General features: G+C 57.6%; 23 protein-coding genes. 1 reads left to right on the forward strand and 22 read right to left on the reverse strand.

From position 1 onward, the window contains the following. Nucleotides 1–95: 95 nt before the first annotated feature. Nucleotides 96–1,763 (forward strand): DEAD/DEAH box helicase, encoded by a 1,668-nt coding sequence (locus DI396_RS05990; RefSeq protein ID WP_110795254.1) that lies wholly within the window; start codon nt 96–98, stop codon nt 1,761–1,763. Nucleotides 1,764–1,977: 214 nt separating this feature from the next. On the opposite strand, the gene DI396_RS05995 is transcribed toward DI396_RS05990, so the two are convergent. The 22 genes from DI396_RS05995 to DI396_RS06100 all read right to left on the reverse strand — a co-directional run bounded on the left by DI396_RS05995 (nt 1,978) and on the right by DI396_RS06100 (nt 22,496). Further along, entirely contained in the window at nt 1,978–3,651 is a 1,674-nt protein-coding gene (locus DI396_RS05995) for a ribonuclease J (protein WP_110795255.1), read from the reverse strand. Between the two features lie 6 nt (nt 3,652–3,657). Continuing rightward, a complete protein-coding gene (locus DI396_RS06000; protein ID WP_110795256.1) occupies nt 3,658–4,428 on the reverse strand; it encodes a type III pantothenate kinase in 771 nt (256 codons plus the stop codon). A 17-nt stretch (nt 4,429–4,445) separates the two neighbouring features. Continuing rightward, nucleotides 4,446–5,207, reverse strand: coding sequence for a biotin--[acetyl-CoA-carboxylase] ligase (locus DI396_RS06005; RefSeq protein ID WP_110795399.1), 762 nt, complete (start codon nt 5,205–5,207; stop codon nt 4,446–4,448). Between the two features lie 22 nt (nt 5,208–5,229). Beyond that, nucleotides 5,230–6,666, reverse strand: a complete 1,437-nt coding sequence (gene nuoN, locus DI396_RS06010; RefSeq protein WP_204362800.1) for an NADH-quinone oxidoreductase subunit NuoN — start codon at nt 6,664–6,666, stop codon at nt 5,230–5,232. A gap of 15 nt (nt 6,667–6,681) precedes the next feature. Beyond that, nucleotides 6,682–8,223 (reverse strand): NADH-quinone oxidoreductase subunit M, encoded by a 1,542-nt coding sequence (locus tag DI396_RS06015; protein WP_110795257.1) that lies wholly within the window; start codon nt 8,221–8,223, stop codon nt 6,682–6,684. Further along, nucleotides 8,223–10,388, reverse strand: coding sequence for an NADH-quinone oxidoreductase subunit L (gene nuoL, locus DI396_RS06020; protein ID WP_110795258.1), 2,166 nt, complete (start codon nt 10,386–10,388; stop codon nt 8,223–8,225). The genes DI396_RS06015 and nuoL overlap by 1 nt, the downstream gene beginning before the upstream one ends. A 5-nt stretch (nt 10,389–10,393) precedes the next feature. After that, on the reverse strand, nt 10,394–10,699 hold the full coding sequence (nuoK, locus tag DI396_RS06025; protein ID WP_110795259.1) for an NADH-quinone oxidoreductase subunit NuoK: 306 nt from the start codon (nt 10,697–10,699) through the stop codon (nt 10,394–10,396). A 61-nt stretch (nt 10,700–10,760) separates the two neighbouring features. Next, nucleotides 10,761–11,369: an NADH-quinone oxidoreductase subunit J gene (locus DI396_RS06030; protein ID WP_110795260.1), complete on the reverse strand. Its 609-nt coding sequence runs from the start codon at nt 11,367–11,369 to the stop codon at nt 10,761–10,763. Further along, the gene (locus DI396_RS06035) at nt 11,366–11,770 is read right to left on the reverse strand and encodes a carboxymuconolactone decarboxylase family protein (RefSeq protein WP_110795261.1); all 405 of its coding nucleotides are present in this window, start codon (nt 11,768–11,770) and stop codon (nt 11,366–11,368) included. The genes DI396_RS06030 and DI396_RS06035 overlap by 4 nt, the downstream gene beginning before the upstream one ends. A gap of 94 nt (nt 11,771–11,864) precedes the next feature. Further along, complete coding sequence (gene nuoI, locus DI396_RS06040) at nt 11,865–12,359, reverse strand: NADH-quinone oxidoreductase subunit NuoI (protein ID WP_110795262.1); 495 nt, start codon at nt 12,357–12,359, stop codon at nt 11,865–11,867. Between the two features lie 2 nt (nt 12,360–12,361). Continuing rightward, on the reverse strand, nt 12,362–13,402 hold the full coding sequence (gene nuoH, locus DI396_RS06045; RefSeq protein WP_110795400.1) for an NADH-quinone oxidoreductase subunit NuoH: 1,041 nt from the start codon (nt 13,400–13,402) through the stop codon (nt 12,362–12,364). Between the two features lie 7 nt (nt 13,403–13,409). Continuing rightward, nucleotides 13,410–13,805 carry a hypothetical protein gene (locus DI396_RS06050; RefSeq protein WP_407936298.1) on the reverse strand — a complete coding sequence of 132 codons (396 nt, stop codon included), beginning with the start codon at nt 13,803–13,805 and terminating at the stop codon, nt 13,410–13,412. 14 nt (nt 13,806–13,819) lie between these two features. After that, nucleotides 13,820–15,838, reverse strand: a complete 2,019-nt coding sequence (gene nuoG / locus DI396_RS06055; protein WP_110795264.1) for an NADH-quinone oxidoreductase subunit NuoG — start codon at nt 15,836–15,838, stop codon at nt 13,820–13,822. Nucleotides 15,839–15,844: 6 nt separating this feature from the next. Further along, on the reverse strand, nt 15,845–16,249 hold the full coding sequence (locus tag DI396_RS06060; RefSeq protein ID WP_110795401.1) for a DUF5333 domain-containing protein: 405 nt from the start codon (nt 16,247–16,249) through the stop codon (nt 15,845–15,847). Between the two features lie 125 nt (nt 16,250–16,374). Then, the gene (locus tag DI396_RS06065) at nt 16,375–16,710 is read right to left on the reverse strand and encodes a hypothetical protein (protein ID WP_110795265.1); all 336 of its coding nucleotides are present in this window, start codon (nt 16,708–16,710) and stop codon (nt 16,375–16,377) included. Between the two features lie 127 nt (nt 16,711–16,837). After that, nucleotides 16,838–18,136, reverse strand: a complete 1,299-nt coding sequence (gene nuoF / locus DI396_RS06070) for an NADH-quinone oxidoreductase subunit NuoF (protein ID WP_110795266.1) — start codon at nt 18,134–18,136, stop codon at nt 16,838–16,840. Nucleotides 18,137–18,154: 18 nt separating this feature from the next. Further along, complete coding sequence (locus DI396_RS06075) at nt 18,155–18,373, reverse strand: DUF5337 domain-containing protein (protein ID WP_110795267.1); 219 nt, start codon at nt 18,371–18,373, stop codon at nt 18,155–18,157. Between the two features lie 16 nt (nt 18,374–18,389). Continuing rightward, entirely contained in the window at nt 18,390–19,664 is a 1,275-nt protein-coding gene (locus DI396_RS06080; protein ID WP_110795268.1) for an NADH-quinone oxidoreductase subunit E, read from the reverse strand. Nucleotides 19,665–19,774: 110 nt separating this feature from the next. Next, complete coding sequence (locus tag DI396_RS06085) at nt 19,775–20,998, reverse strand: NADH-quinone oxidoreductase subunit D (protein WP_204362806.1); 1,224 nt, start codon at nt 20,996–20,998, stop codon at nt 19,775–19,777. Continuing rightward, nucleotides 20,998–21,603: an NADH-quinone oxidoreductase subunit C gene (locus tag DI396_RS06090; protein WP_110795270.1), complete on the reverse strand. Its 606-nt coding sequence runs from the start codon at nt 21,601–21,603 to the stop codon at nt 20,998–21,000. The genes DI396_RS06085 and DI396_RS06090 overlap by 1 nt, the downstream gene beginning before the upstream one ends. Before the next feature lie 3 nt (nt 21,604–21,606). Next, entirely contained in the window at nt 21,607–22,140 is a 534-nt protein-coding gene (locus tag DI396_RS06095; RefSeq protein WP_328588333.1) for a NuoB/complex I 20 kDa subunit family protein, read from the reverse strand. Further along, complete coding sequence (locus DI396_RS06100; protein ID WP_110795272.1) at nt 22,131–22,496, reverse strand: NADH-quinone oxidoreductase subunit A; 366 nt, start codon at nt 22,494–22,496, stop codon at nt 22,131–22,133. The genes DI396_RS06095 and DI396_RS06100 overlap by 10 nt, the downstream gene beginning before the upstream one ends. Nucleotides 22,497–22,706: the final 210 nt, after the last annotated feature.

The following is a 22,706-nucleotide window of genomic DNA, read 5'->3' on the forward strand; positions in this document are numbered from 1 at the left end:
CCGTGGGTCGCAAGATGTGGATAACCACTGGGCCAAAGGGGCCTGACCCCAGATAGATGTGCGGGCCAAGCTATGTCCGCAAACCACGGATAAGCATGACAAAATTTACTGATCTCAATCTAAACCCCAAGGTCCTCAAAGCCATCGCCGAGGCTGGCTATGAAAGCCCCACGCCGATCCAAGCGGGTGCGATTCCCCCGGCTCTCGAAGGCAAGGACGTGCTTGGCATCGCGCAAACCGGCACCGGCAAAACCGCCAGCTTCACGCTGCCGATGATTACGATGCTGGCCCGGGGCCGCGCCCGCGCCCGTATGCCGCGCAGCCTTGTGCTTTGCCCGACCCGCGAATTGGCCGCGCAGGTGGCTGAAAACTTCGACACCTACACCAAGCATCTCAAGCTGACCAAAGCTCTGCTCATCGGCGGTGTCTCGTTCAAAGAGCAAGACCAATTGATCGATCGCGGCGTTGACGTTCTGATTGCCACCCCCGGCCGGCTTCTCGACCATTTCGAACGCGGCAAATTGTTGCTGACCGGCGTGCAGATCATGGTGGTGGACGAAGCTGACCGGATGCTCGACATGGGGTTCATCCCCGATATCGAACGCATCTTCTCGCTGACGCCCTTCACCCGCCAAACCCTGTTTTTCTCGGCCACGATGGCGCCGGAAATCGAGCGGATCACCAATACTTTCCTCTCGGCACCGGCCCGCATCGAAGTGGCGCGCCAAGCCACCGCATCGGAAAATATCACCCAAGGCGTAGTCATGTTCAAAGCCTCGCGTAAAGACCGCGAAGCCAGCGAAAAGCGCAAGTTGTTGCGTGACCTGATCGAATCCGAAGGCGACAAATGCCGCAACGCGATCATCTTCTGCAATCGCAAACTGGACGTGGATGCGGTTGCAAAATCGATGAAAAAATACGGCCTCGACGCCGCGCCGATCCATGGCGACCTGGAGCAATCGGCACGGATGCGCACGTTGGATGCCTTCCGCGACGGCACGCTGCGCTTCCTTGTGGCCTCGGATGTGGCCGCGCGCGGGCTCGACATCCCGAACGTCAGCCATGTGTTCAACTTCGATGTGCCAAGCCACGCCGAAGATTACGTCCACCGCATCGGTCGCACCGGCCGCGCCGGTAAAGACGGCACTGCCATCATGATTTGCGTCCCGCGTGACGAGAAAAACTTCGAAGATGTTGAACGTCTTGTGCAAAGCACGATCCCGCGTCTTGCCATTCCCGGCGCGCTGCAACCGCAAAAGGACGCCAAACCCGAAACGCCCTCCGAAGAAACGCCCGCCGCCACAACACCGGCCGACACCGCCGATGAGCAACCCGGCGGCGATGAAGCAGGCGAAGCGCAACCCACCAATGCGCAAAGCGCGGCCGCCCAAGCAGCAGAGGGCGAAAAAGATGGTGAAACCAAACCCCGCCGCCGCACCCGCGGCGGGCGTGGTCGCATGCGTAAAGAGGACGACACCACCACCGCAGAGGCCGCCGCGCCGGCAGAGGCGCCCGAGGCCGCAGTAACAACAACGACCAGCGATGCCAGCGACGCTCCACAGCAAGACGCCGCCCCTGCAGCGCCGGAAGAGAACACATCCGCCGCAGCCGAAGAAAAACCACGCCGCAGCCGGGGTGGACGCGGGCGGTCGCGCTCGAATGACAATGACGGTGGAGGACGCGACAACAATCGTGTCGTCGGAATGGGCGGGCATATGCCCTCGTTCATCGAATTCAGCTTTGATGAGCGCCGCACCTCATAACGTCAACTTGAACTCTGGTAATATTTCGACGCCTCCGCATTGTTGCGGGGGCGTTTTGCATTTCCCCGAACGCATGTGCACCGCAGACGGCGCAACAAGGTGAAAACCACGTCAGGCGTTGCCCCGATCTCATTGTAAAATCAACACCGAAACCGCAAAGGGCCGCAGGTGTGATCCACCTACGGCCCTTTTTCATGACTGCAATGACCCGCTGCTAGGCGCTTAGACGGCTGATCACCACGGTGACCTCGGGTTTTTTGCCAATCTCGCTTTGAGTCGATTTGCGCGTCAACGTCCGCAACTCTTTTTCCAAGCGCACGTCATCGCGCAGGGTCTTGGCGTTGGCCCGACCCAAAAACTGGCTCAGATCTTCTTCGAGCACGTCTTGCAATGGCGCACGGCTGCGGCCGGTTTCGGCCAATCCCATGATTTCGACCCATGCATCGCCAAGCGGTTGGTCCTCTTCGTCAATAATGACGTTGACCATCACATGCCCGTTGAGCGCCATACGAATCCGGTCGCGCACAATGCCATCGAGCGCCCCGATCTGCACCGAGCCATCCAAATAGGTGCGGCCGGTTTCGATATATTCGGCCACTTTGGGCGCATTGCCCGACAGGTCGATCATCATGCCATTCACCGCCAAAATCGACGCACGGCCTTTGCTTTGCGACAATTTCACATGCTCGCGCAAATGCCGGTGTTCCCCATGCATCGGGATCACCACCTGCGGGTTCACGATCTCTTGCATCCGTTCCAGATCCGGGCGGTTGGCGTGCCCCGAGACATGATAATGCCCGCCACTGTTTTCATCGACGACATCCACGCCTTTTTCGGAGAACATATTGATGATGCGAATAACGCCCTTCTCGTTGCCCGGAATGGTTTTCGAGCTGAACAAGAAGGTATCGCCCTCTTTCAAGGTAATCCCCATATATTTGCCGTTGGCCAACTGCGCCGAGGCAGCGCGGCGCTCCCCCTGGCTTCCGGTGACCAAAAGCATGACATTCTCGCGCGGCATGGAATTGACGTCCTCGGGCGGGATCACCGTCGGGAAATCCTTAAGCACCCCGGTTTCAATCGACGCCTCGACCATCCGGCGCATCGCACGGCCCAACAGGCAAATCGACCGCCCCGCTGCGACGCCTGCGTCGGCCAATGTTTTGACCCGCGCCACATTCGACGCGAACGTCGTGGCGACCACCATGCCGGACGCATCCGCCACCATTTTGATGATCTCGGGCCCAACCGACACTTCGCTGCGGCCCGCATGGGGCGAGAAGACATTCGTCGAATCGCAGATCATCGCCTTGACGCCATCTTTGGCCACATCGGCCCAAAGATCGGGATCGAAGGCTTCGCCAACGATAGGCGTTTCGTCCAATTTGAAATCGCCGGTATGGATCACACGGCCCGCAGGCGTGTCAATCGCCAACCCGGCGCTTTCAGGGATCGAATGCGAGATCGGCACGAAACCAACGGTAAAGGGGCCGGTTTTAACGGTTTCCGGCCAAGTGCCCGCAATCCGCACGGCCTTTTCGGCAATGCCATATTCGGCCAACTTGCCGCGTGCCAGATTGGCGGTAAAGGGCCGCGCATAGATCGGCGCGCCGAGGCGTTCATACAAATGGCCCACCGCACCGATGTGATCTTCATGCGCGTGGGTGATGAACACCGCCTCAAGACGGTTTTTGCGTTCCTCAAGCCATTTGATATCCGGCAAGATCAAATCGACCCCCGGCGTGCCGTCCATATCGGGAAAGGCAACGCCCAAATCGACAAGGATCAAGCGTTCCTCATCGGGTTTCCCGTAGCCATAGACATAGGCATTCATGCCAATTTCACCCGCCCCGCCGAGGGGAAGATAGATAAAACGTTCACTGCTCATAAGCGGTTATTTTTCCTTGTTATATTCGTAAATCACGGTCAATCCGTGCATGGTTAGGTCATCTTCAAAGGCATCGAATAACGCATGCCCCTGCTGGAATAATGGCGCCAGCCCGCCTGTTGATATAACTTTCATCGGGCGGCTGAACTCCGCCTTGATCTGTTCGCAGATGCCATTCACGAGGCCGACATAGCCCCAAAAGACACCCGATTGCATACAATCGATTGTGTTGGTTCCTATCACACGCGCGGGCTTTGTCACATCTACATGTGGCAACGCTGCGGCGGCTTCGTGCAGCGCCCGCAAGGACAGGTTCACCCCCGGCGCGATCGCTCCGCCAATATAGGCACCGTCCTGATCCGCCACATCAAATGTTGTCGCCGTGCCGAAATCCACGATGATCAAATCCCCACCATGACGGTCATATCCCGCCACGGTATTAACCAACCGGTCCGGCCCCACGGTCGTTCCCGCATCCACGCGCATGCCCACCGGCAGGGCACATTCGGGCTTGCCCACCACCAAAGGCCGACAGCCAAAATAACGGTCAGACAGCACCCGCAAGTTGAACACCACCCGCGGCACCGTCGATGAGATGATCACCGCATTGATATCCATTGTGATCTTGTGATGGCTGAGCAGCGTCGAGAGCCATACGAAATACTGATCGGCGGTGCGGCGTTGATCCGTCGCTGTGCGCATGGTGCACAGAAATTGTTCGCCGTCCCATATCGAGAAAACCGTATTGGTGTTGCCGCAATCGATGGCCAAAAGCATGGGCGCGCGCCCTCCCGTCAGAAGAATACCTCGGCCGCCGCGATGGTGTGGCGACCGGTGTCTGTGGATAGAACAAGATTGCCGGCGGCGTCCACCGTCTCGAAGCGGCCCTTTTGTTCATGCCGCATGGTCCGGGCGGTGATCTCTTCACCAAGCCGTGCCGCACGTGCAAGCCATGCGCGGCGGATCGGTTCGAACCCGTAATCACGAAACCGTTGTTCGAACCGGGCATAAGAGGCGGCGAGCAACGTCAAGAATGCTTCGGGCGTGATCCGCGTTCCGGTTTCAGCGGCAAGACTGACGGGGCGCACTGCGCCTTCTTCCACCTGACCCGTATTGGGGGCTTCTGCAAGATTGATGCCAATACCGATCGCGATATGCGACACGGTGCCCCCTGCCGCGCCCGCGCTTTCGAGCAAAATCCCCGCAACCTTGCCGCCTTTCAACAGCACATCATTCGGCCATTTCAAAGCAAAGAGATCGCTGCGCCCTGTCGCGGCGCAGAATGCTTCGTCCAAAGCCACCGCCGCGATAAAGCTGCGCAGGGCGACCTGATCAGGGGACTCGGTGGGGCGCATGACCAAGGTCGCGGCAAAGTTACCCGCCGGCATGGACCACGCGCGTCCGCGTCGTCCGCGCGCGGAGGATTGGGATTTGGCAAGAATCCATTCGGGACCAGAAATTTCGGGCGCGATGCGGGCGGCTTCGGCATTGGTGCTGTCGACCTGTGCCAGAATGCGCCGCCCGTAACCGACGGGCCAATCCGGCCCTGCGGGTATTTCGATCTCCGGCGGAGTATGATCAGTTGACAAGAGTTGCCGCCGCCGCCTCTGCCGCGCCCTCAACCCCGAACATCCATGCCGAACCAATGAGCATCACAGCAGCAGTGGCGACCAGAAAACCCCACAAAATGGGCGATTTGTTCGTATCGAGATGCGCGCCCTCTTCGCCGAAATACATGTAGTAGACAATGCGAAGATAATAGAACGCACCAATCACCGAAGCGATCACACCGGCCACCGCGAGCCATCCCAGACCCGCGTCATAGGCGGCGCGCAGCACATAGAATTTACCGAAGAACCCGAGGAACGGCGGCACGCCTGCCAATGAGAACATCAAGAACAGCACCGCCATTGCCCGACCCGGATGGGCGCGGGCAAACAGATTGAGGCTGGCGATATCGGTGACCGGCTCGCCGTCGCGCTCCATCGTCAGGATGAAAGCAAAGGTGCCGACATTCATCGTCACGTAGATCACCATATAGATCAGCAAGGCTTGCACGCCAAAAGCCGTGCCCGCCGCGAGGCCCATCAGGGCAAACCCCATATGGGCGATCGAGGAATAGGCCATCAGACGTTTGATGTTGGTTTGTCCGATTGCCGCCACGGCGCCGAGGAACATCGACAACACCGCCATAAGCGCGATGATTTGCTGCCAATCGCCAACAACGCCGCCAAAGGCATCATGCAAGACCCGCGCCAACAAGGCCATCGCTGCCATTTTCGGGGCGGTGGCGAAAAACGCGGTGATCGGGGTCGGCGCCCCCTCATAGACGTCCGGCGTCCACATGTGGAACGGCACGGCAGAGACTTTGAACGCAAGGCCCGCCGTGACAAAGACAAGCCCAAACAACAGCCCCAAAGGCGCATTACCGCTGGCCGCATCAATGATACCGGAGAACAATGTTGTCCCCGCATAGCCGTAGGTGAGCGAGGCACCGTAAAGCAACAGGCCCGAACTCAACGCGCCAAGAACGAAATACTTCATCCCCGCTTCGGTGGATCTTACGCTGTCGCGGCGCAAAGACGCCACCACATAAAGCGCTAGAGATTGCAGCTCCAAGCCCATGTAAAGCGCCATCAAATCACCGGCCGACACCATCATCATCATGCCGACAACCGACAAGGACACCAAAACCGGATACTCAAACCGTAGCAAATTGCGGCGGGACATATAGTCTTGGCCCATGACCAGAACCGCAGCGCCGGACACCAGAATTGTCACTTTGGCGAAACGGGCGAAGGCATCGTCTTTGAACATGCCGCCAAAGGCGTCATGCGTGCCGCCGCTGCCAAGGCCGATCCATGCCGCCAGCAAAACAAACAGCCCTGCCGTCAGCCAGACGAGCGGCCCGGCGATCTTGTCCTTACCGGTGTAGACCGCCCCGACCAATGCCACCATGGCATAGATCGACAGAATAATTTCCGGCGCGATTGTGTTCAGATCAGCCTGGATCATATCTCAGGGCTCCCGTCAGTGGGACGCGGTCATGCCAGCCGCAGGGGCGTGGGCAAGAGCCGTGTCAATATTGGATACCAGCGCCTCAACCGAGGGGCCGATGATGTCGGTGACAAGCGCGGGATACACCCCGAGCAAGAGCGTCATGACGACGAGCGGCGCAAAGATCGCCTTTTCGCGCGAAGTCATGTCACGGATGGTTTTGAGGCTTTCCTTGATCAGATCGCCCAGCATCACGCGGCGATAGAGCCACAGTGCATAGCAGGCCGAGAAGATCACACCCGAAGCCGCCACAACAGCAACCCATGTGTTGACCTGGAAAATCCCCATCAAGACAAGAAATTCGCCAATGAACCCCGAAGTGCCCGGCAGGCCGACGTTCGCCATGGTGAAGAACATGAAGATCAACGCATAGGCCGGCATCCGGTTCACCAACCCGCCATAGGCGTCGATCTCACGGGTGTGCATCCGGTCATAGATCACGCCCACGCAAAGGAACAGCGCACCCGAGATAAAGCCGTGGGAGATCATTTGGAAGATCGCACCATCCACACCTTGTTGGTTGGCGGCGAAAATCCCCATGGTCACATACCCCATGTGAGCAACAGAACTATAGGCGATGAGCTTTTTCATATCCTCTTGCACAAGCGCCACGAGCGATGTGTAGACGATGGCAATCGCAGACAGCCAAAACACCATCGGCGCAAGCAGATCCGACGCAATCGGGAACATCGGCAGCGAGAACCGCAAGAAGCCATAGCCGCCCATCTTCAACAAGATCGCCGCCAGAACCACCGAACCTGCGGTCGGGGCCTGCACGTGCGCGTCAGGAAGCCACGTATGCACCGGCCACATCGGCATTTTCACCGCCAGAGAGGCGAAGAACGCGAGGAACAGCAAGGTTTGCATACCGCCGACAATCTGCATCCCGAAGAGGCTGAAGGTTTCCGATCCAAATTGATGGGTCAGAAGCGTCGGAATGTCGGTCGTGCCGGCATCCGCATACATCGCCACCATCGCCACAAGCATCAAAACCGATCCGAGGAACGTATAGAGGAAGAATTTGAACGAGGCATAAATCCGGTTCGCACCACCCCAAATACCGATGATCAGGAACATCGGAATAAGGCCCGCTTCGAAGAAGACATAGAAGAGCACCAGATCCAGCGCCATGAACACGCCAAGCATCAGCGTTTCCAAAAGCAGGAAGGCGATCATATATTCTTTGACGCGCGTCTCTACATTCCAGCTCGCTGCGATGACCAAGGGCATCATGAAGGTCGTGAGCAATACAAACAGCACCGAAATACCGTCAACGCCCATTTTATATTTCAAACCCGCAACCCATGCGCGTTCTTCGACGAATTGAAACCCGGTATTCGCCGGATCGAATTCGGCCAGAATGAACAGCGAGACAAGGAAGGTCAGCGCCGTGGCGATAAGCGCCACCCATTTCGCATTGCGATTGGCCGCCGCATCCGAGCCGCGCAAAAACACCGCAAGGATCAACGCTGCAAGCGCCGGCAGGAAGGTGACGATGGAAAGAAGGTTATCCATTATTCCGCCCCTCCGGTGAGCGACATCCATGTGATCAGGACAACAATCCCGATGACCATGGCGAATGCGTAAGTAAAGATATAGCCGGTTTGTGCCCGCCCCGCGAGGCGGGTGAAGAAGGGCACGATGCCCAAAGCAACGCCGTTCAATGTGCCGTCGATGACTTTCTCATCACCGCGCTTCCACAAGAACCGTCCGAGCGCCATGGCAGGTTTGACGAAGATCGCATCGTAGATTTCGTCAAAATACCATTTGTTCAACAGGAACAGGTAAAGCGGGCGCTGCGCATCGGCGAATTTCTTCGGCATGGCAGGGTTCACGATATAGAACCAATAGGCCGTCAGGAAACCGAGGATCATCGCGACAAACGGGCTGACCTTGACCCACTTCGGGGCATGGTGCGCGTCGTCAATCACCGTGCTGTCAGGCGACATATAGATCGCGCCTTGCGGTGCGGTGCCGTGGGCAATAACCGCCGCGTGCGGGTCATTTGCATGATCTGTGGCAGGGGCCGCATGATCGTCCGCCGCGCCGTGATCTGCGGCTTCGGCATGGGTGTCCACCTCGGCGTGGGTGTCTGTTGCCGCTGCGCCGTGGGTGTCCGTTGCCCCGTGACCTGCATCCGCCGCATGATGTGCGGGCATGCCGAAGAAGCGGTTCATCTTATCATGATCGCCAAAGAAGCTGCCGTAGAACACCATGCCGGAGAAAATCGCGCCAAGCGCCAGAACCCCCAGCGGAACCAACATCACCATCGGGCTTTCGTGGGCATGTTCATGGGTATGCTTATCGCCGCGCGCCTTGCCGTAGAAGGTCAGGAACATCAAACGCCAGCTATAGAAGGACGTGAACAACGCCGCGACAACCAGCATCCAGAAGGCATAGCCGCCATTGGTGCCGGCATAGGCGCTCTCGATGATGGCATCTTTCGACAAGAACCCGGCGAACCCGATTGTCGTCAGCGGAATGCCAACACCGGTGATCGCCAATGTGCCGATCATCATCGCCCAGAATGTATAGGGGATCTTTTTACGCAGGTTGCCATAGTTGCGCATGTCCTGCTCGTGATGCATCGCGTGGATCACCGAACCGGCGCCAAGGAAGAGCATTGCTTTGAAGAACGCGTGTGTCAGCAGGTGGAACATCGCCACCGAATAGACGCCAACACCCGCCGCCACGAACATATAGCCAAGCTGCGACATGGTCGAATAGGCGATGACACGTTTGATATCATTTTGCACCAATCCGATGGTCGCCGCGACAAAGGCCGTCGAAGCGCCAAGGAAGGTGACAAAGGCCATGGTTTCAGGCGCATATTCCATCAAGGGCGACATGCGGCAGACAAGGAAAACCCCCGCCGTCACCATGGTCGCCGCGTGGATCAGAGCCGAAACAGGCGTCGGGCCTTCCATCGCGTCGGGAAGCCATGTGTGCAAGAACAGCTGCGCCGATTTCCCCATCGCACCAATGAAGAGCAAGAAGGCCAGAAGGTTGGCCGCGTTCCAGTCGGTCCAAAGGAACCGAAGGGTCGTTTCTGCCAAGGCAGGCCCCGCTGCAAAAATATCGTCGAATTTGATGCTGTCGGTGAGGAAAAACAGACCAAAGATACCAAGCGCAAAGCCGAAGTCCCCTACACGGTTGACCACAAAGGCTTTAATCGCGGCGGCATTGGCCGAGGGTTTTTTGTAGTAGAACCCGATAAGCAAATAAGACGCAACGCCGACGCCTTCCCAGCCAAAGAACATCTGCACAAGGTTGTCAGAGGTCACCAGCATCAGCATCGCAAAGGTGAAGAACGACAGATAGGCAAAGAAGCGCGCTTTGTAATGTTCGCCCTCGCCCCAATTGTCGTCATGCGCCATGTACCCCAAGGAATAAAGGTGCACGAGCGCCGAAACGGTGGTGACCACGATCAACATGATCGCCGTCAAACGATCAAGGCGGATCCCCCAAGAGGTTTCCAAGGTGCCCGATTGGATGAAGTCAAGAACATGGATGTGTTGGGTTTCGGACCCGAGGCCGAGGAAGGTGATCCACGAGAGCAGACAGGCCAGAAACAGCAGACCGGTGGTCAGATACTGCGCGCCCTTCTCGCCAATGGTCCGCCAGCCAAAGCCCGCGATAATCGCCCCGACGAGGGGCGCAAAAAGAATTGTCGTGACCATGTCTCTTAGCCCTTCATCACATTGACGTCTTCAACCGCGATGGTGCCACGGTTGCGGAAGAAACTCACAAGGATCGCAAGGCCAATCGCGGCCTCGGCGGCGGCAACCGTGAGCACGAACAAGGTGAACACCTGCCCCACCAGATCGCCGTGATACCAAGAAAAAGCCACCAGATTGATATTCACTGCGAGCAGCATCAATTCGATGCTCATCAACAGGATAATCACGTTCTTGCGGTTCAAAAACAGACCGAAAATCCCGATCACGAAAAGCGCGGCAGCGACTGCCAGATAGTGTTCAATTCCGATCATTTCGTTTCCTCGCGGTCATAGATCATCGCGTGCATTGGTGCGGTTTTGATTTTGAGTTCCATCAAAGCCCCTGCCCCGGTTTCACGTTTTTCAATTCCATCGCTTCCGCCGGATCGCGCCACATCTGTTCAAGCACATTCTGGCGTTTGACATCCTTGCGGTGACGCAGGGTCAAAACGATCGCGCCGATCATGGCGACCAACAAAATCAAACCCGACAGCTGGAACAGCAGAAAGTATTTGTCGTAAAGCAAGGCGCCCAAAGCTGCGGTGTTTTCCACATCGGTCGGGGCCACCGCGCCGCGCGCGGCCTGCGCCCCCTCGGCGCTTTCCCATACGCCAAAGGCCATGCCGAATTGCATCAAGATCACCACCCCGATGAGCAAGGCCAATGGCATATACTGCGACATTCCGGCCCTGAGTTCGGCAAAATCCACATCCAGCATCATCACCACAAACAAGAACAACACCGCGACCGCGCCGACATAGACGATGATCAACAACATCGCGACGAACTCTGCCCCCATCAGGACAAAAAGGCCCGCCGCCGACAGGAAGGTCAGGATCAGCCAGAGCACCGAATGCACCGGATTGCGGCTGATGACGGTGAACAGACCGCCCAAAACCGCACAGATCGCGAATAGATAAAAGGCCAATGCCGCAACCGTCATGTCTCGTCTTCCTCTTTGTCTGCCATCACATCGCGCGCAAGGTCCATTGCGCGGGTCATAGCCGGTATGCCTGCGAACATCGACATCTGTGCGATGGTCTCGGCGATCTCTTCTTTTGTGGCGCCCGCCTCAATGGCGTGGCGCACGGTCATGCGCACCTGCGTATCGCTTTGCGCGCCCTGCATCGTCAGCCCCGCGAGGGTCAGCAAAAGCCGGGTTTTCGCGTCCAGCCCGTCTTTGCTCATGCCTTTGCCAAAAGCAAATTCCATCATCTCTTTTGGCATCGTCGGCCAAAGGGTTTCAAACCCCTTGGGCGAAAAACTCTCGAGCGCGGGATTGAAGGATTTCGCCATCTCCTGCGCCTGTTCCATCATCAATTCAAACGGGGTCTTGCCGGTCATCTTGTCGCCTTCCTATGGCACGGCCCGCTCACCTCATGGCCAATACAGGCGATGCGGGCACAGGCAGTTGCGCAATTATGACGCGAAATAAGGCTCATCGGTAAGGCGCATCCATTTCCAGATTGCGGGCGATCTCGGCTTCCCAACGCTCGCCATTCGCAAGCAGTTTATCCTTATCGTAGAACAGCTCTTCACGGGTCTCGGTGGAAAATTCGAAATTCGGCCCTTCGACAATCGCATCCACGGGGCACGCTTCTTGGCAGAACCCGCAATAGATGCATTTGGTCATATCGATGTCATAACGTGTGGTGCGGCGCGAGCCGTCCTCGCGCGGCTCGGCATCAATCGTGATCGCTTGCGCAGGGCAGATCGCCTCGCAAAGCTTGCAAGCAATGCAACGTTCTTCGCCATTGGGATAGCGCCGCAACGCATGTTCACCGCGAAAACGCGGGGACAAAGGCCCCTTCTCATGCGGATAGTTCAACGTCGCCTTGGGGGAGAAAAAGTATTTCAACCCCAGGCGAAAGCCTTTGATGAAATCTGTCAGCAGGAAATATCCGGCCGCGCGGCGGTAATCAACATTTGCCATGATCAGCCTCCAATCGCCCAGCGGGCATAAGCGCCGCCGAAGGCTTCAAATTTTGCAAGAAAGGCCACCAAAACGACCCAGACCAAGGACATGGGCAGGAAGACTTTCCAGCCGATCCGCATCAATTGGTCATAGCGGTAGCGCGGGGTGATCGCCTTCACCATCGAGAAGATGAAGAACACAAAGAGCATTTTACCGATCATCCACAAGATGCCATCGGGAAGGCCCGGGATCGGGGACAGCCAGCCGCCAAAGAACAGCAAGGTGGTCATCGCGCACATCAACACAACCGCGACCAATTCACCGATCATGAACAACAGGAACGGCGTCGAGGAATATTCCACCTGATAGCCCGCCACCAATTCGGATTCCGCTTCGGGAAGATCAAACGGCGGACGGTTGGTTTCCGCCAAAGCCGAGATCAGGAAGAGGAAGAGCATCGGGAAATGCGGCAACCAATACCAAGAGAACAGGCCATAGCGCCCCTCTTGTGCCCCGACGATGTCGGAGAAATTCATCGAGCCGGTCGAGATGATGATGCCGATGATGATCAGGCCGATCGACACCTCGTAAGAAATCATCTGCGCCGCAGAGCGCAGCGAGCCAAGGAAGGGGTATTTCGAATTCGACGCCCAACCGCCCATGATCACGCCGTAAACCTCCAAAGAGGACACCGCCATCACATAAAGGATCGCGACGTTGATATTCGACAACACCCAACCATCATTGAACGGGATCACCGCCCAAGCGATGAGCGCCATAACCAGGCTGACCATCGGCGCAAGCAAGAATACCACGCGATCGGCCCCCGCCGGAAAGATCACCTCTTTGACGATATACTTTAGGAAGTCGGCAAAACTTTGCATCAAGCCGAAGACACCAACCACATTGGGCCCGCGCCGCATTTGCACAGCGGCCCAGATTTTCCGGTCCGCATACATCAAGAACGCCAGCGCCACCAAAAGCGGCACAACGATCAAAAGAACCTGACCTACAATCAAGAGGCCCATTCCAAGGGTGGTCGTGGTAAAAAAGTCAGCCATCAGGTCCTCATACCGCCGGTATTCCATTTTCCGCGCAATGCGCAGCGACGACTTCCGCGTCGATCGTTTTCAATCCGCGGGGCAGCGCCGGCGAGATGGTATAAATCGCATCCCCTCGCCATATACCACCCTGCTCGGTCACATTGGTGCGCAAGTGGCGCGCAAATCCGTAGCCCCGGATCAGCGTGTATTGCGCCGCCGCACATTCCGCAAACCGCGCCACATCGGCGCGCCCGCCTGCCCCCTTCATCGAGACTTGGAAATTCACCAAATCCCCCTCCAGAAGCTGGGTCTCAATGCCCAAATACTCCGGCACAGCCGCGCCGCGCGACACCTCTTGTCCCTCGGGTGCGCAGGCCCCCAAAAGCGCCAACACCCCACAAGCGACCAGTGCCGGTTTTATGTCGGCCGAAACCGTCACTCGGCCGCCAAGGTTTTCTCGCCGCGTGCTGCGGCGCCTTGCGACAGCTCTGCCATCAACTGGCTAGCACGGGCAATCGGGTTGGTCAGATAGAAATCCTTGATCGCGGACACGAAATCAGCCTTGCCGAGCACCCCATCGGGTAATTTTTCCCACGCATTTTCAGCCACTTCATCCACGCCTTTAATGTGCGGATGCTGCGCGATCAAGGCCTGACGCAATTGTGCGAGGCTGTCATAGGGCAAGACCTCGCCCAGCTCAGCCGAAAGCGCCCGCAAAATCGCCCAGTTTTCCTTGGCGTCACCCGGTGCGAACCCGGCACGCATCGACAATTGCGGGCGTCCTTCGGTATTCACAAACAATCCGTTTTCTTCGGTATAAGCCGCCGCAGGCAAGATGATATCGGCCCGGTGCGCGCCACGATCGCCATGGCTGCCTTGATAGATGACAAAGGCCCCGGCGTCGATTTCGACTTCGTCCGCGCCAAGATTGTAAATCACCTCGGCCCCGTCGATGGCCGCATCCATGCCGCCTTCGGTGACCGCACCCACATCCATCGCGCCGACGCGGCCGGCAGCAGTGTGCAGAACCAAAAGCTTGCCATTGATTTTTTCGACCACATCCATCGCCGCCGCCAAAACCGCCGCGCCGTCTGCTTCGCGCAAGGCGCCCTGCCCGACGATCACCAAGGATGGCACGTCTTTGACTGCGCCAAAATCATGTTTGGTCAGCTTGTCCAACGCTGCGCGATCCGTGCCCATATGCGTGTAATCATAGGTCAGATCCGCCGCTTCGCCGATCAAGGCAACATCCGCCCCGTTCGACCACGCCTTGCGGATCCGCGCATTCAGCACCGGCGCCTCATTGCGCGGATTGGTCCCGATCAACATGATGTATTTCGCATCATCAATGTCTTCGATCGATGCGGTGCCCACGTACCCCGAACGATTGCCAATTGGCAATTTCGCCCCGTCCGTGCGGCATTCGACCTTGCCATCCAATCCTTCAACCAGCTGCTTCAACGCATAGGCTGCTTCGACCGGCACCAGATCCCCGACCAAACCGGCGATTTTCTTACCCGTCATCGCGGCGGCGGCGGCGGCGAGAGCCTCGCCCCATGTGGCGGTGCGCAGCTTGCCGTTTTCACGAATGTAGGGCTTGTCCAGACGTTGGCGACGCAACCCGTCCCATACGAAACGCGTCTTGTCGGAAATCCATTCCTCGTTCACGCCATCATGGTTGCGCGGCAAAATCCGCATGACTTCGCGGCCTTTGGTATCAACGCGGATGTTCGAGCCGAGGGCGTCCATCACATCGATGGTTTCGGTCTTCGACAATTCCCACGGACGCGCAGTAAACGCATAGGGTTTCGAGGTCAGCGCCCCCACCGGGCACAGGTCAATGATATTGCCCTGCATGTTGCTGTCCAATGTTTGGTTAAGATAGCTGACGATCTCGCTATCCTCGCCGCGCCCGGTTTGGCCCATCTGGTTGATCCCGGCGACTTCGGTGGTGAACCGCACGCAACGTGTGCACGAAATGCAACGTGTCATCGCCGTCCCGACAAGCGGGCCAAGGTTGATATCATCAACCGCGCGCTTGGGCTCTTTAAACCGCGTCTCGGAGATGCCATAGGCCATGGCTTGATCTTGCAAATCGCATTCGCCGCCTTGATCGCAAATCGGGCAATCGAGAGGGTGGTTGATAAGAATAAACTCCATCACCCCTTCGCGCGCCTTTTTGACCATGGGCGAATTGGTTTTCACCACCGGCGCTTGGCCTTCGGGACCGGGGCGCAAATCCTTGACCTGCATCGCGCAAGAGGCCGCCGGTTTGGGCGGGCCGCCGACCACTTCGACAAGGCACATCCGGCAGTTGCCGGCGATCGACAGACGCTCATGGTAGCAAAAGCGCGGCACTTCAACGCCGGCTTGCTCACAGGCTTGGATCAGGGTCATCGCCCCTTCCACTTCGATCTCTTTATCGTCGATGATGATCTTGCGTAGGTCAGACATGGGGTCTCACTTTGCTTTCAGTAAAGCGCCGATACGGCTATTGCTGGCGATCTCGGCGTGGCCCAGATCGCAGAAGGTTTCGGGATTGGCGCGCACCACGCCATTGGCCTTGAGGTAAGCCTCGCCACGGCTGCGCATTTTCGCCTTTTCGGCATTGCTTGTCACATAGGCTTCGATCTCCGCGTCGGAATATCCGCGCGTTTTCGCCGTTGATTCAAGCGTCTTCATATAGCGATAGGCTTTGATCATCCGCGCCGAGATCGTGCCGCAATTCTTGCGGATCTCATCGGCAATGCCGATGGCCAAAAGCCCGTCATTGATATCCCTTTCGCTGCGCAAATCCGCGCGCGCATCCGCAGCGGTCGCAAGGGTCAGGCTCACGGCGAGGGTCAATGAAGTCAGTATATGCATTGTCGAAACTCCTGCATGGCTCACAGCGGCGCGCAGGGATTTGCGCCCGCCATCTGCCTTGCAGATGGGAGTTTGCGGCATTGTTATGCAATAGCGCCGCAAAAAGCCCTTATGTTTCAACACAGTTACCATCCGAGACAGCGCCCTTTCACCACCAACATACCATCGACGATATTGGGGTTTTCGTCGTCGGGGGACATCTCCCACGCGACATCGGATCTGCCGTATTGTTTGATGCAATGCGTGTTGGCGCGGTGACGCACCGCCTCGCGCCCGCCCGCCAACGTTTCGGCTGTCACTGCGACCGAAACCGTCAGCTGCGCTGGATCGTCCTTGGACACGTCAAGCTTGGATTTATAGCTCCACCCGTCAAAAACCGTGCGGTTTTTCTTGAACGGCGAGGCGCAGCCGGACAAAGCCACTGCGCAGCAAAGCGCGGATGCGATCGTCACATATTTCATGAGGCCTCCTCCGCACAAACCTGCAATGCGACGCCGCGCGCAGCACATGGGCGCGTTTGAGCGACCGGCGCGGCCCGCCACGCAGCATGCCCATTGGCACTATGATGATCTGGACGACGCACCGTGATCACTCTGCCGCCACGGCGCTGACGCGGCCGGTTTTCTGGGCTTTGATGCGGTCTTCGATCTCGTCGCGGAAATTACGAATAAGACCTTGGATCGGCCAGGCCGCCGCATCGCCAAGCGCGCAAATCGTGTGGCCTTCGACCTGTTTGGTCACGTCCCACAACATGTCGATTTCTTCGGGATCTGCCTCGCCTTTGACCAGACGCTCCATCACCCGCATCATCCAACCGGTGCCTTCACGGCACGGCGTGCATTGGCCGCAACTTTCGTGCTTGTAGAACTTCGCCAACCGCCAGATCGCTTTGATGATGTCGGTCTCTTTGTCCATCACGATCACCGCCGCCGTGCCGAGGCCAGAGCCCAGCTCGCCGCGCAGGTAATCGAAATCCATGATCGCGTCTTTCATATTTTCGCCGCGCACGCATGGCACGGACGAGCCGCCGGGGATCACCGCTTTGAGGTTGTCCCAACCGCCGCGAATGCCGCCGCAATGTTTCTCGATCAGCTCTTCAAAGGAAATCGACATCGCCTCTTCAACCACGCAAGGGTTGTTGACGTGACCCGAGATCGCAAAGAGTTTCGTGCCCGCGTTATTGGCGCGACCAAAACCCGAAAACCATTCTGCCCCGCGGCGCAAGATCGTCGGCACAACCGCGATGCTCTCCACATTGTTCACCGTGGTCGGGCAACCATAAAGCCCCGCGCCCGCCGGAAACGGCGGCTTCATCCGCGGCATGCCTTTTTTGCCCTCAAGGCTTTCCAAAAGTGCGGTTTCTTCGCCGCAAATATAAGCCCCCGCCCCATGGTGCAAAAAGACATCAAAATCCCAACCGGATTTCGAAGCATTCTTGCCGATCAAACCGGCGTCATAACATTCATCAATCGCCGCCTGCAGCGCCTCGCGTTCGCGGATATATTCACCGCGCAAATAGATATAGCAGGTGTTGGCATTCATCGCGAAAGAGGCAATCAACGCCCCTTCGATCAAAGTATGCGGATCATGGCGCATGATCTCGCGGTCCTTACAGGTGCCCGGTTCGGATTCATCCGCGTTGATGACCAAATAGGACGGGCGCCCGTCGCTTTCTTTGGGCATGAAGGACCATTTCAAACCGGTCGGGAAACCCGCGCCGCCACGACCGCGCAGGCCCGAAGCCTTCATCGTGTCAACGACCCACTCGCGGCCTTTCTTGATGATATTGGCGGTGCCATCCCAATGGCCGCGCGCCTGCGCGCCCTTCAGCGTGCGGTCATGCATGCCGTAGATATTGGTAAAGATCCGGTCCTGATCGTTCAGCATAAGGCTATCCTCGCCCGTTCACGTTGTCTTTTGGCGCGCGCGCCAGATTTGATAGATCACCACAAACACCCAGACAAAGGCGGCAATCGCGGCGAAATCGAAGAGAAACAAAAACCGTGCCTCCCATCCCAATTTTGCCGCCAATACCTGCGCCCCCATCCAAAGCAACATCGTCGCGGCGATCACCAGGGCGACGATCCGCCCCTTGCGTGCCAACTGTTGCTCTTGGTTGCTCATCTATCTCTCCAGCGCCTTAATAGACGCCGCCTTTTTTGACCTTGGAGGAAAATTCGGTTTCCTCGCCAGCGGCCAGTTTTGTTGCTTGTTCGATCCAAGTGTCGCGTACAACGCGGCCCCGGAACGTGCCCAGATGATCATCGACCCATGCGACTTCTTCGTCGCTCCATTTGGCGATCTGATCGAAGTGGAAGAACCCGAGCGAATGCAGCAGTGCCTCCAACTTCGGCCCGACGCCTTTGATCTGTTTCAAATCATCGGCACCGGCCTTGCGCGGGGCTTTCATGGTGCGGGGTTTTTTGCCCACCCCTGTCGGTGCATTTTTATCTGCCCCTGCGGCCTTCGGTGCGCTGCTCTCCTCGGCCTTGGCGTCTGGTGCCTCTTTGGCCTCTGCTGCGCCTTTGGCCTTGGCCTCGGGTTTGGCTTTGCTGCGCTCCTGCGCCTCTTGCTTGGTCACGCCGGTCTTATCGGCTTTCGCCGTCGCAGCGGGCTTTGGCTCTTTGGCTTTCGCCGCCTCGGCGGCATCCTCAGCGCCTTTGGCGGCGATCGCCAGACCCGCCGACGATCCGCCCAACTTGCCGGTGCCATCCTGCCATGGAGTGACAAGCGACACTTCGGTGCCATCGATGCGTTTGACCGTATCGCCGATATCCACTGCGGCTTGAACGCTGGCGTTATACTGCGCGCGGCCTTCGACATATTGTGCAAGCGACGTAACGCCCGAGGCAGGTTCAGCCGCATATCGCCCGCTTTGCGGCCCCGGAACGGGAACCTTCCCGGCGCCCAATTCGTCGATAATCTCGTCCAAACGCGCGGCGGTCAGATCCTCGTAGTAATCCTTGCCGATCTGCGCCATCGGCGCGTTGGCACAGGCCCCGAGGCATTCGACCTCTTCCCATGAGAACTTACCATCCGCCGACAATTCATGTGCCTTACCGGCGATCTTTTCCTTGCACACCGAAATCAGGTCTTCAGCCCCGCAAATCATGCAGGACGTGGTGCCGCAAACTTGGATATGTGCAACAGAACCAACAGGTTGCAGTTGGAACATAAAGTAGAAAGACGCCACTTCGACCACCCGCATATAGGCCATACCGAGCATATCCGCGACATGTTCAATCGCCGGCCGGGTGAGCCAGCCTTCCTGCTCCTGCGCGCGCCAAAGCAAGGGAATAACCCCAGAGGCTTGCCGCCCTTCGGGGAACTTGGTGATCTGCGCTTCGGCCCATGCCTGATTGGCGGGGGTGAAGGCGAAACTGTCGGGCTGGGTGTGGTGGAGCCTACGCAACATTGGGTCTTATCCGTTCTTATCGGCAGTGCACGCGGCGCGCTGCGCCTCGCCCACCGGCAGAAACATCATCATCGCGGCCAAAAAGGCCATCGCGGCAAAGGTCAGAGCAATCATCGGTCGATCTCCCCGAACACAACATCCAGCGTCCCGATGATCGCGGCAATATCGGCCAATTGGTGACCGCTTGCGATGTGATCCATCGCCTGCAAATGCAAATATCCAGGAGCGCGAATTTTGCTGCGGTACGGTTTGTTGGTCCCGTCCGCCACAAGATAGACGCCAAATTCGCCCTTAGGTGCCTCGACACAGGCATAGACCTCGCCTTCGGGAACGTGGAAGCCTTCGGTGTAAAGCTTGAAGTGGTGGATCAGGCTCTCCATCGAGGTTTTCATATCGCCGCGTTTTGGCGGGGTGATCTTGCCGCGCGCCAAAACATCGCCCGTGGCTTCACGCAGCTTAACAATCGCCTGACGGATGATCGAAGTCGACTGGCGCATCTCTTCCATGCGGCACAGGTAGCGATCATAACAATCGCCATTGGTGCCGACGGGGATTTCAAAATCAAACTCGTCATAGCATTCATAGGGCTGCGCGCGGCGCAAATCCCACGCAAACCCGGATCCCCGCACCATGACACCGGAGAAACCGTAGTCCTGAATGTCCTGCTCTGAGATCACACCGATATTGACGTTCCGCTGTTTGAAAATCCGGTTCTCGGTCAAAAGCCCGTCGATGTCGTCAAGCCGCTTCGGGAATTCCAAAGCCCATTCCTCGATGTCGTCAAGCAAGTCATCGGACAGATCCTGATGCACCCCACCGGGGCGGAAATAGGCCGCGTGCAAACGCGCACCACAGGCGCGTTCGTAGAAAATCATCAACTTTTCACGCTCTTCAAACCCCCACAAAGGCGGGGTCAGCGCGCCAACGTCCATCGCTTGTGTCGTGACGTTCATCAAATGGTTCAGAACGCGGCCGATTTCCGAATACAGCACACGGATCAACGACGCCCGACGCGGCACTTCGACACCGGTCAGCCGTTCGATCGCAAGACACCACGCATGCTCCTGATTCATCGGCGCCACGTAATCGAGGCGGTCAAAATACGGCAGGTTCTGCAGGTAGGTCCGGCTCTCCATGAGCTTTTCCGTCCCGCGATGCAAAAGACCGACATGCGGATCGCAGCGTTCAACAATCTCGCCGTCAAGCTCAAGCACAAGCCGCAAAACCCCGTGCGCCGCAGGGTGCTGCGGGCCGAAGTTGATGTTGAAATTGCGGATCTTCTGCTCGCCGCTCAACGTGTCCACGCTGCCGTCGTCAAATTTGGAGCCGTCCATCATTTCGCAGCCTCCTTCTCGTCACCGGGAAGAATGTATTCGGCACCCTCCCACGGCGACATAAAATCAAACTGGCGATATTCTTGCACAAGTTTCACCGGCTCATAGACCACGCGTTTGAGCTCGTCATCATAGCGCACTTCGGTATAGCCCGAGGTTGGGAAATCCTTGCGCAACGGATAGCCGCGAAAACCGTAATCTGTGAGCAACCGGCGCAAATCGGGATGGCCGGAAAACAAAATGCCGAACATGTCAAAAACTTCGCGCTCGAACCAATTGGCCGAGGGGTGCACATCGGTGATCGAGGCGACCATTTCGTCTTCGCGGATCGCGGCGCGCAGGCGGATGCGGGTGTTCTGATACATCGACAAGAAGTGATATATCATATCGAACCGCTTGGCACGGGCGGGGTAATCCACCGCCGTGATATCCACCAAGGTGGAGAATTTGCAATTCGGATCGGTTTTGAGAAACTCGATCAAGGACGGCAGGCTGGTCGGCGTGACGTCCACAGTCAATTCGCCAAAGGCCACGTCCCAGCTGAGCACACATTCAGGCCGCTTTAGCGCGATCAATGTGCCGAGTTCTTTGAGTGCTTCGCTCATCACTTACCTCGCGATCGTGCCGGTGCGGCGGATTTTGCGCGCCAGTTGCAAAATGCCATAAAGCAGGGCTTCGGCTGTCGGCGGACATCCGGGAACATAGATATCCACCGGCACGATGCGGTCACATCCGCGCACGACGCTATAGCTATAGTGGTAGTACCCACCGCCATTGGCACAAGATCCCATCGAGATCACATAACGCGGCTCCGGCATCTGGTCATAGACCTTGCGCAGCGCCGGCGCCATTTTATTGGTCAATGTGCCCGCAACGATCATCACATCCGATTGACGCGGGGAGGCGCGCGGCGCGATACCGAAGCGTTCGGCGTCATAGCGCGGCATCGAGGTATGCATCATTTCAACCGCGCAGCAGGCCAACCCGAAGGTCATCCAATGCAAGGACCCCGTGCGGCCCCAGTTGATCAAATCCTCGGCAGAGGTGAGCAAAAAGCCCTTGTCCTGCAATTCCGCATTGAGGGCTTGCGTCGCCACCTCGCGGTCGGCCCCCGCAGTATTCGCTCCGGTCATCACTCCCATTCGAGAGCTCCCTTCTTCCATTCATAGGCAAATCCGGCGGTCAATACGCCGAGGAACACCATCATCGACCAAAATCCGACCATGCTCAGATCCTTGAACGCGACCGCCCAGGGAAAGAGGAATGCGATTTCCAAATCGAAGATGATGAAAAGGATCGAGACCAGATAAAAGCGCACATCGAACTTCATACGCGCATCATCGAACGCGTTGAACCCGCATTCATAGGCCGACACTTTTTCCGGATCGGGATTGCGCACCGCAATGACAATGGCGGCGAGGATCAGGACAAGGCCAAGGGCGATGGCAATGGCCAGAAAGACGAGGATGGGAAGGTATTCCTTCAACATCTCTTCCATGAGTGGCTCCTTTCATGCGCGCGGGCGCATCAACTGGCTGCTTAGCTGCTGTGTGGTTTACTCCTGCCCCTTGGCAGGGTCAACCAAAGGCAGACACATTCAAGATACAGAATTAATTACATGTGCCATAGGTATGCAATTGTTCACAAAGCCAAAAAAACAAGGCGTCACAGCGCCATCAAAGCCGCAATACACAAGCCCCAAAGCCAA

It is taken from the genome of Litorivita pollutaquae (assembly GCF_003205515.1).
Lineage (GTDB): Bacteria > Pseudomonadota > Alphaproteobacteria > Rhodobacterales > Rhodobacteraceae > Litorivita > Litorivita pollutaquae.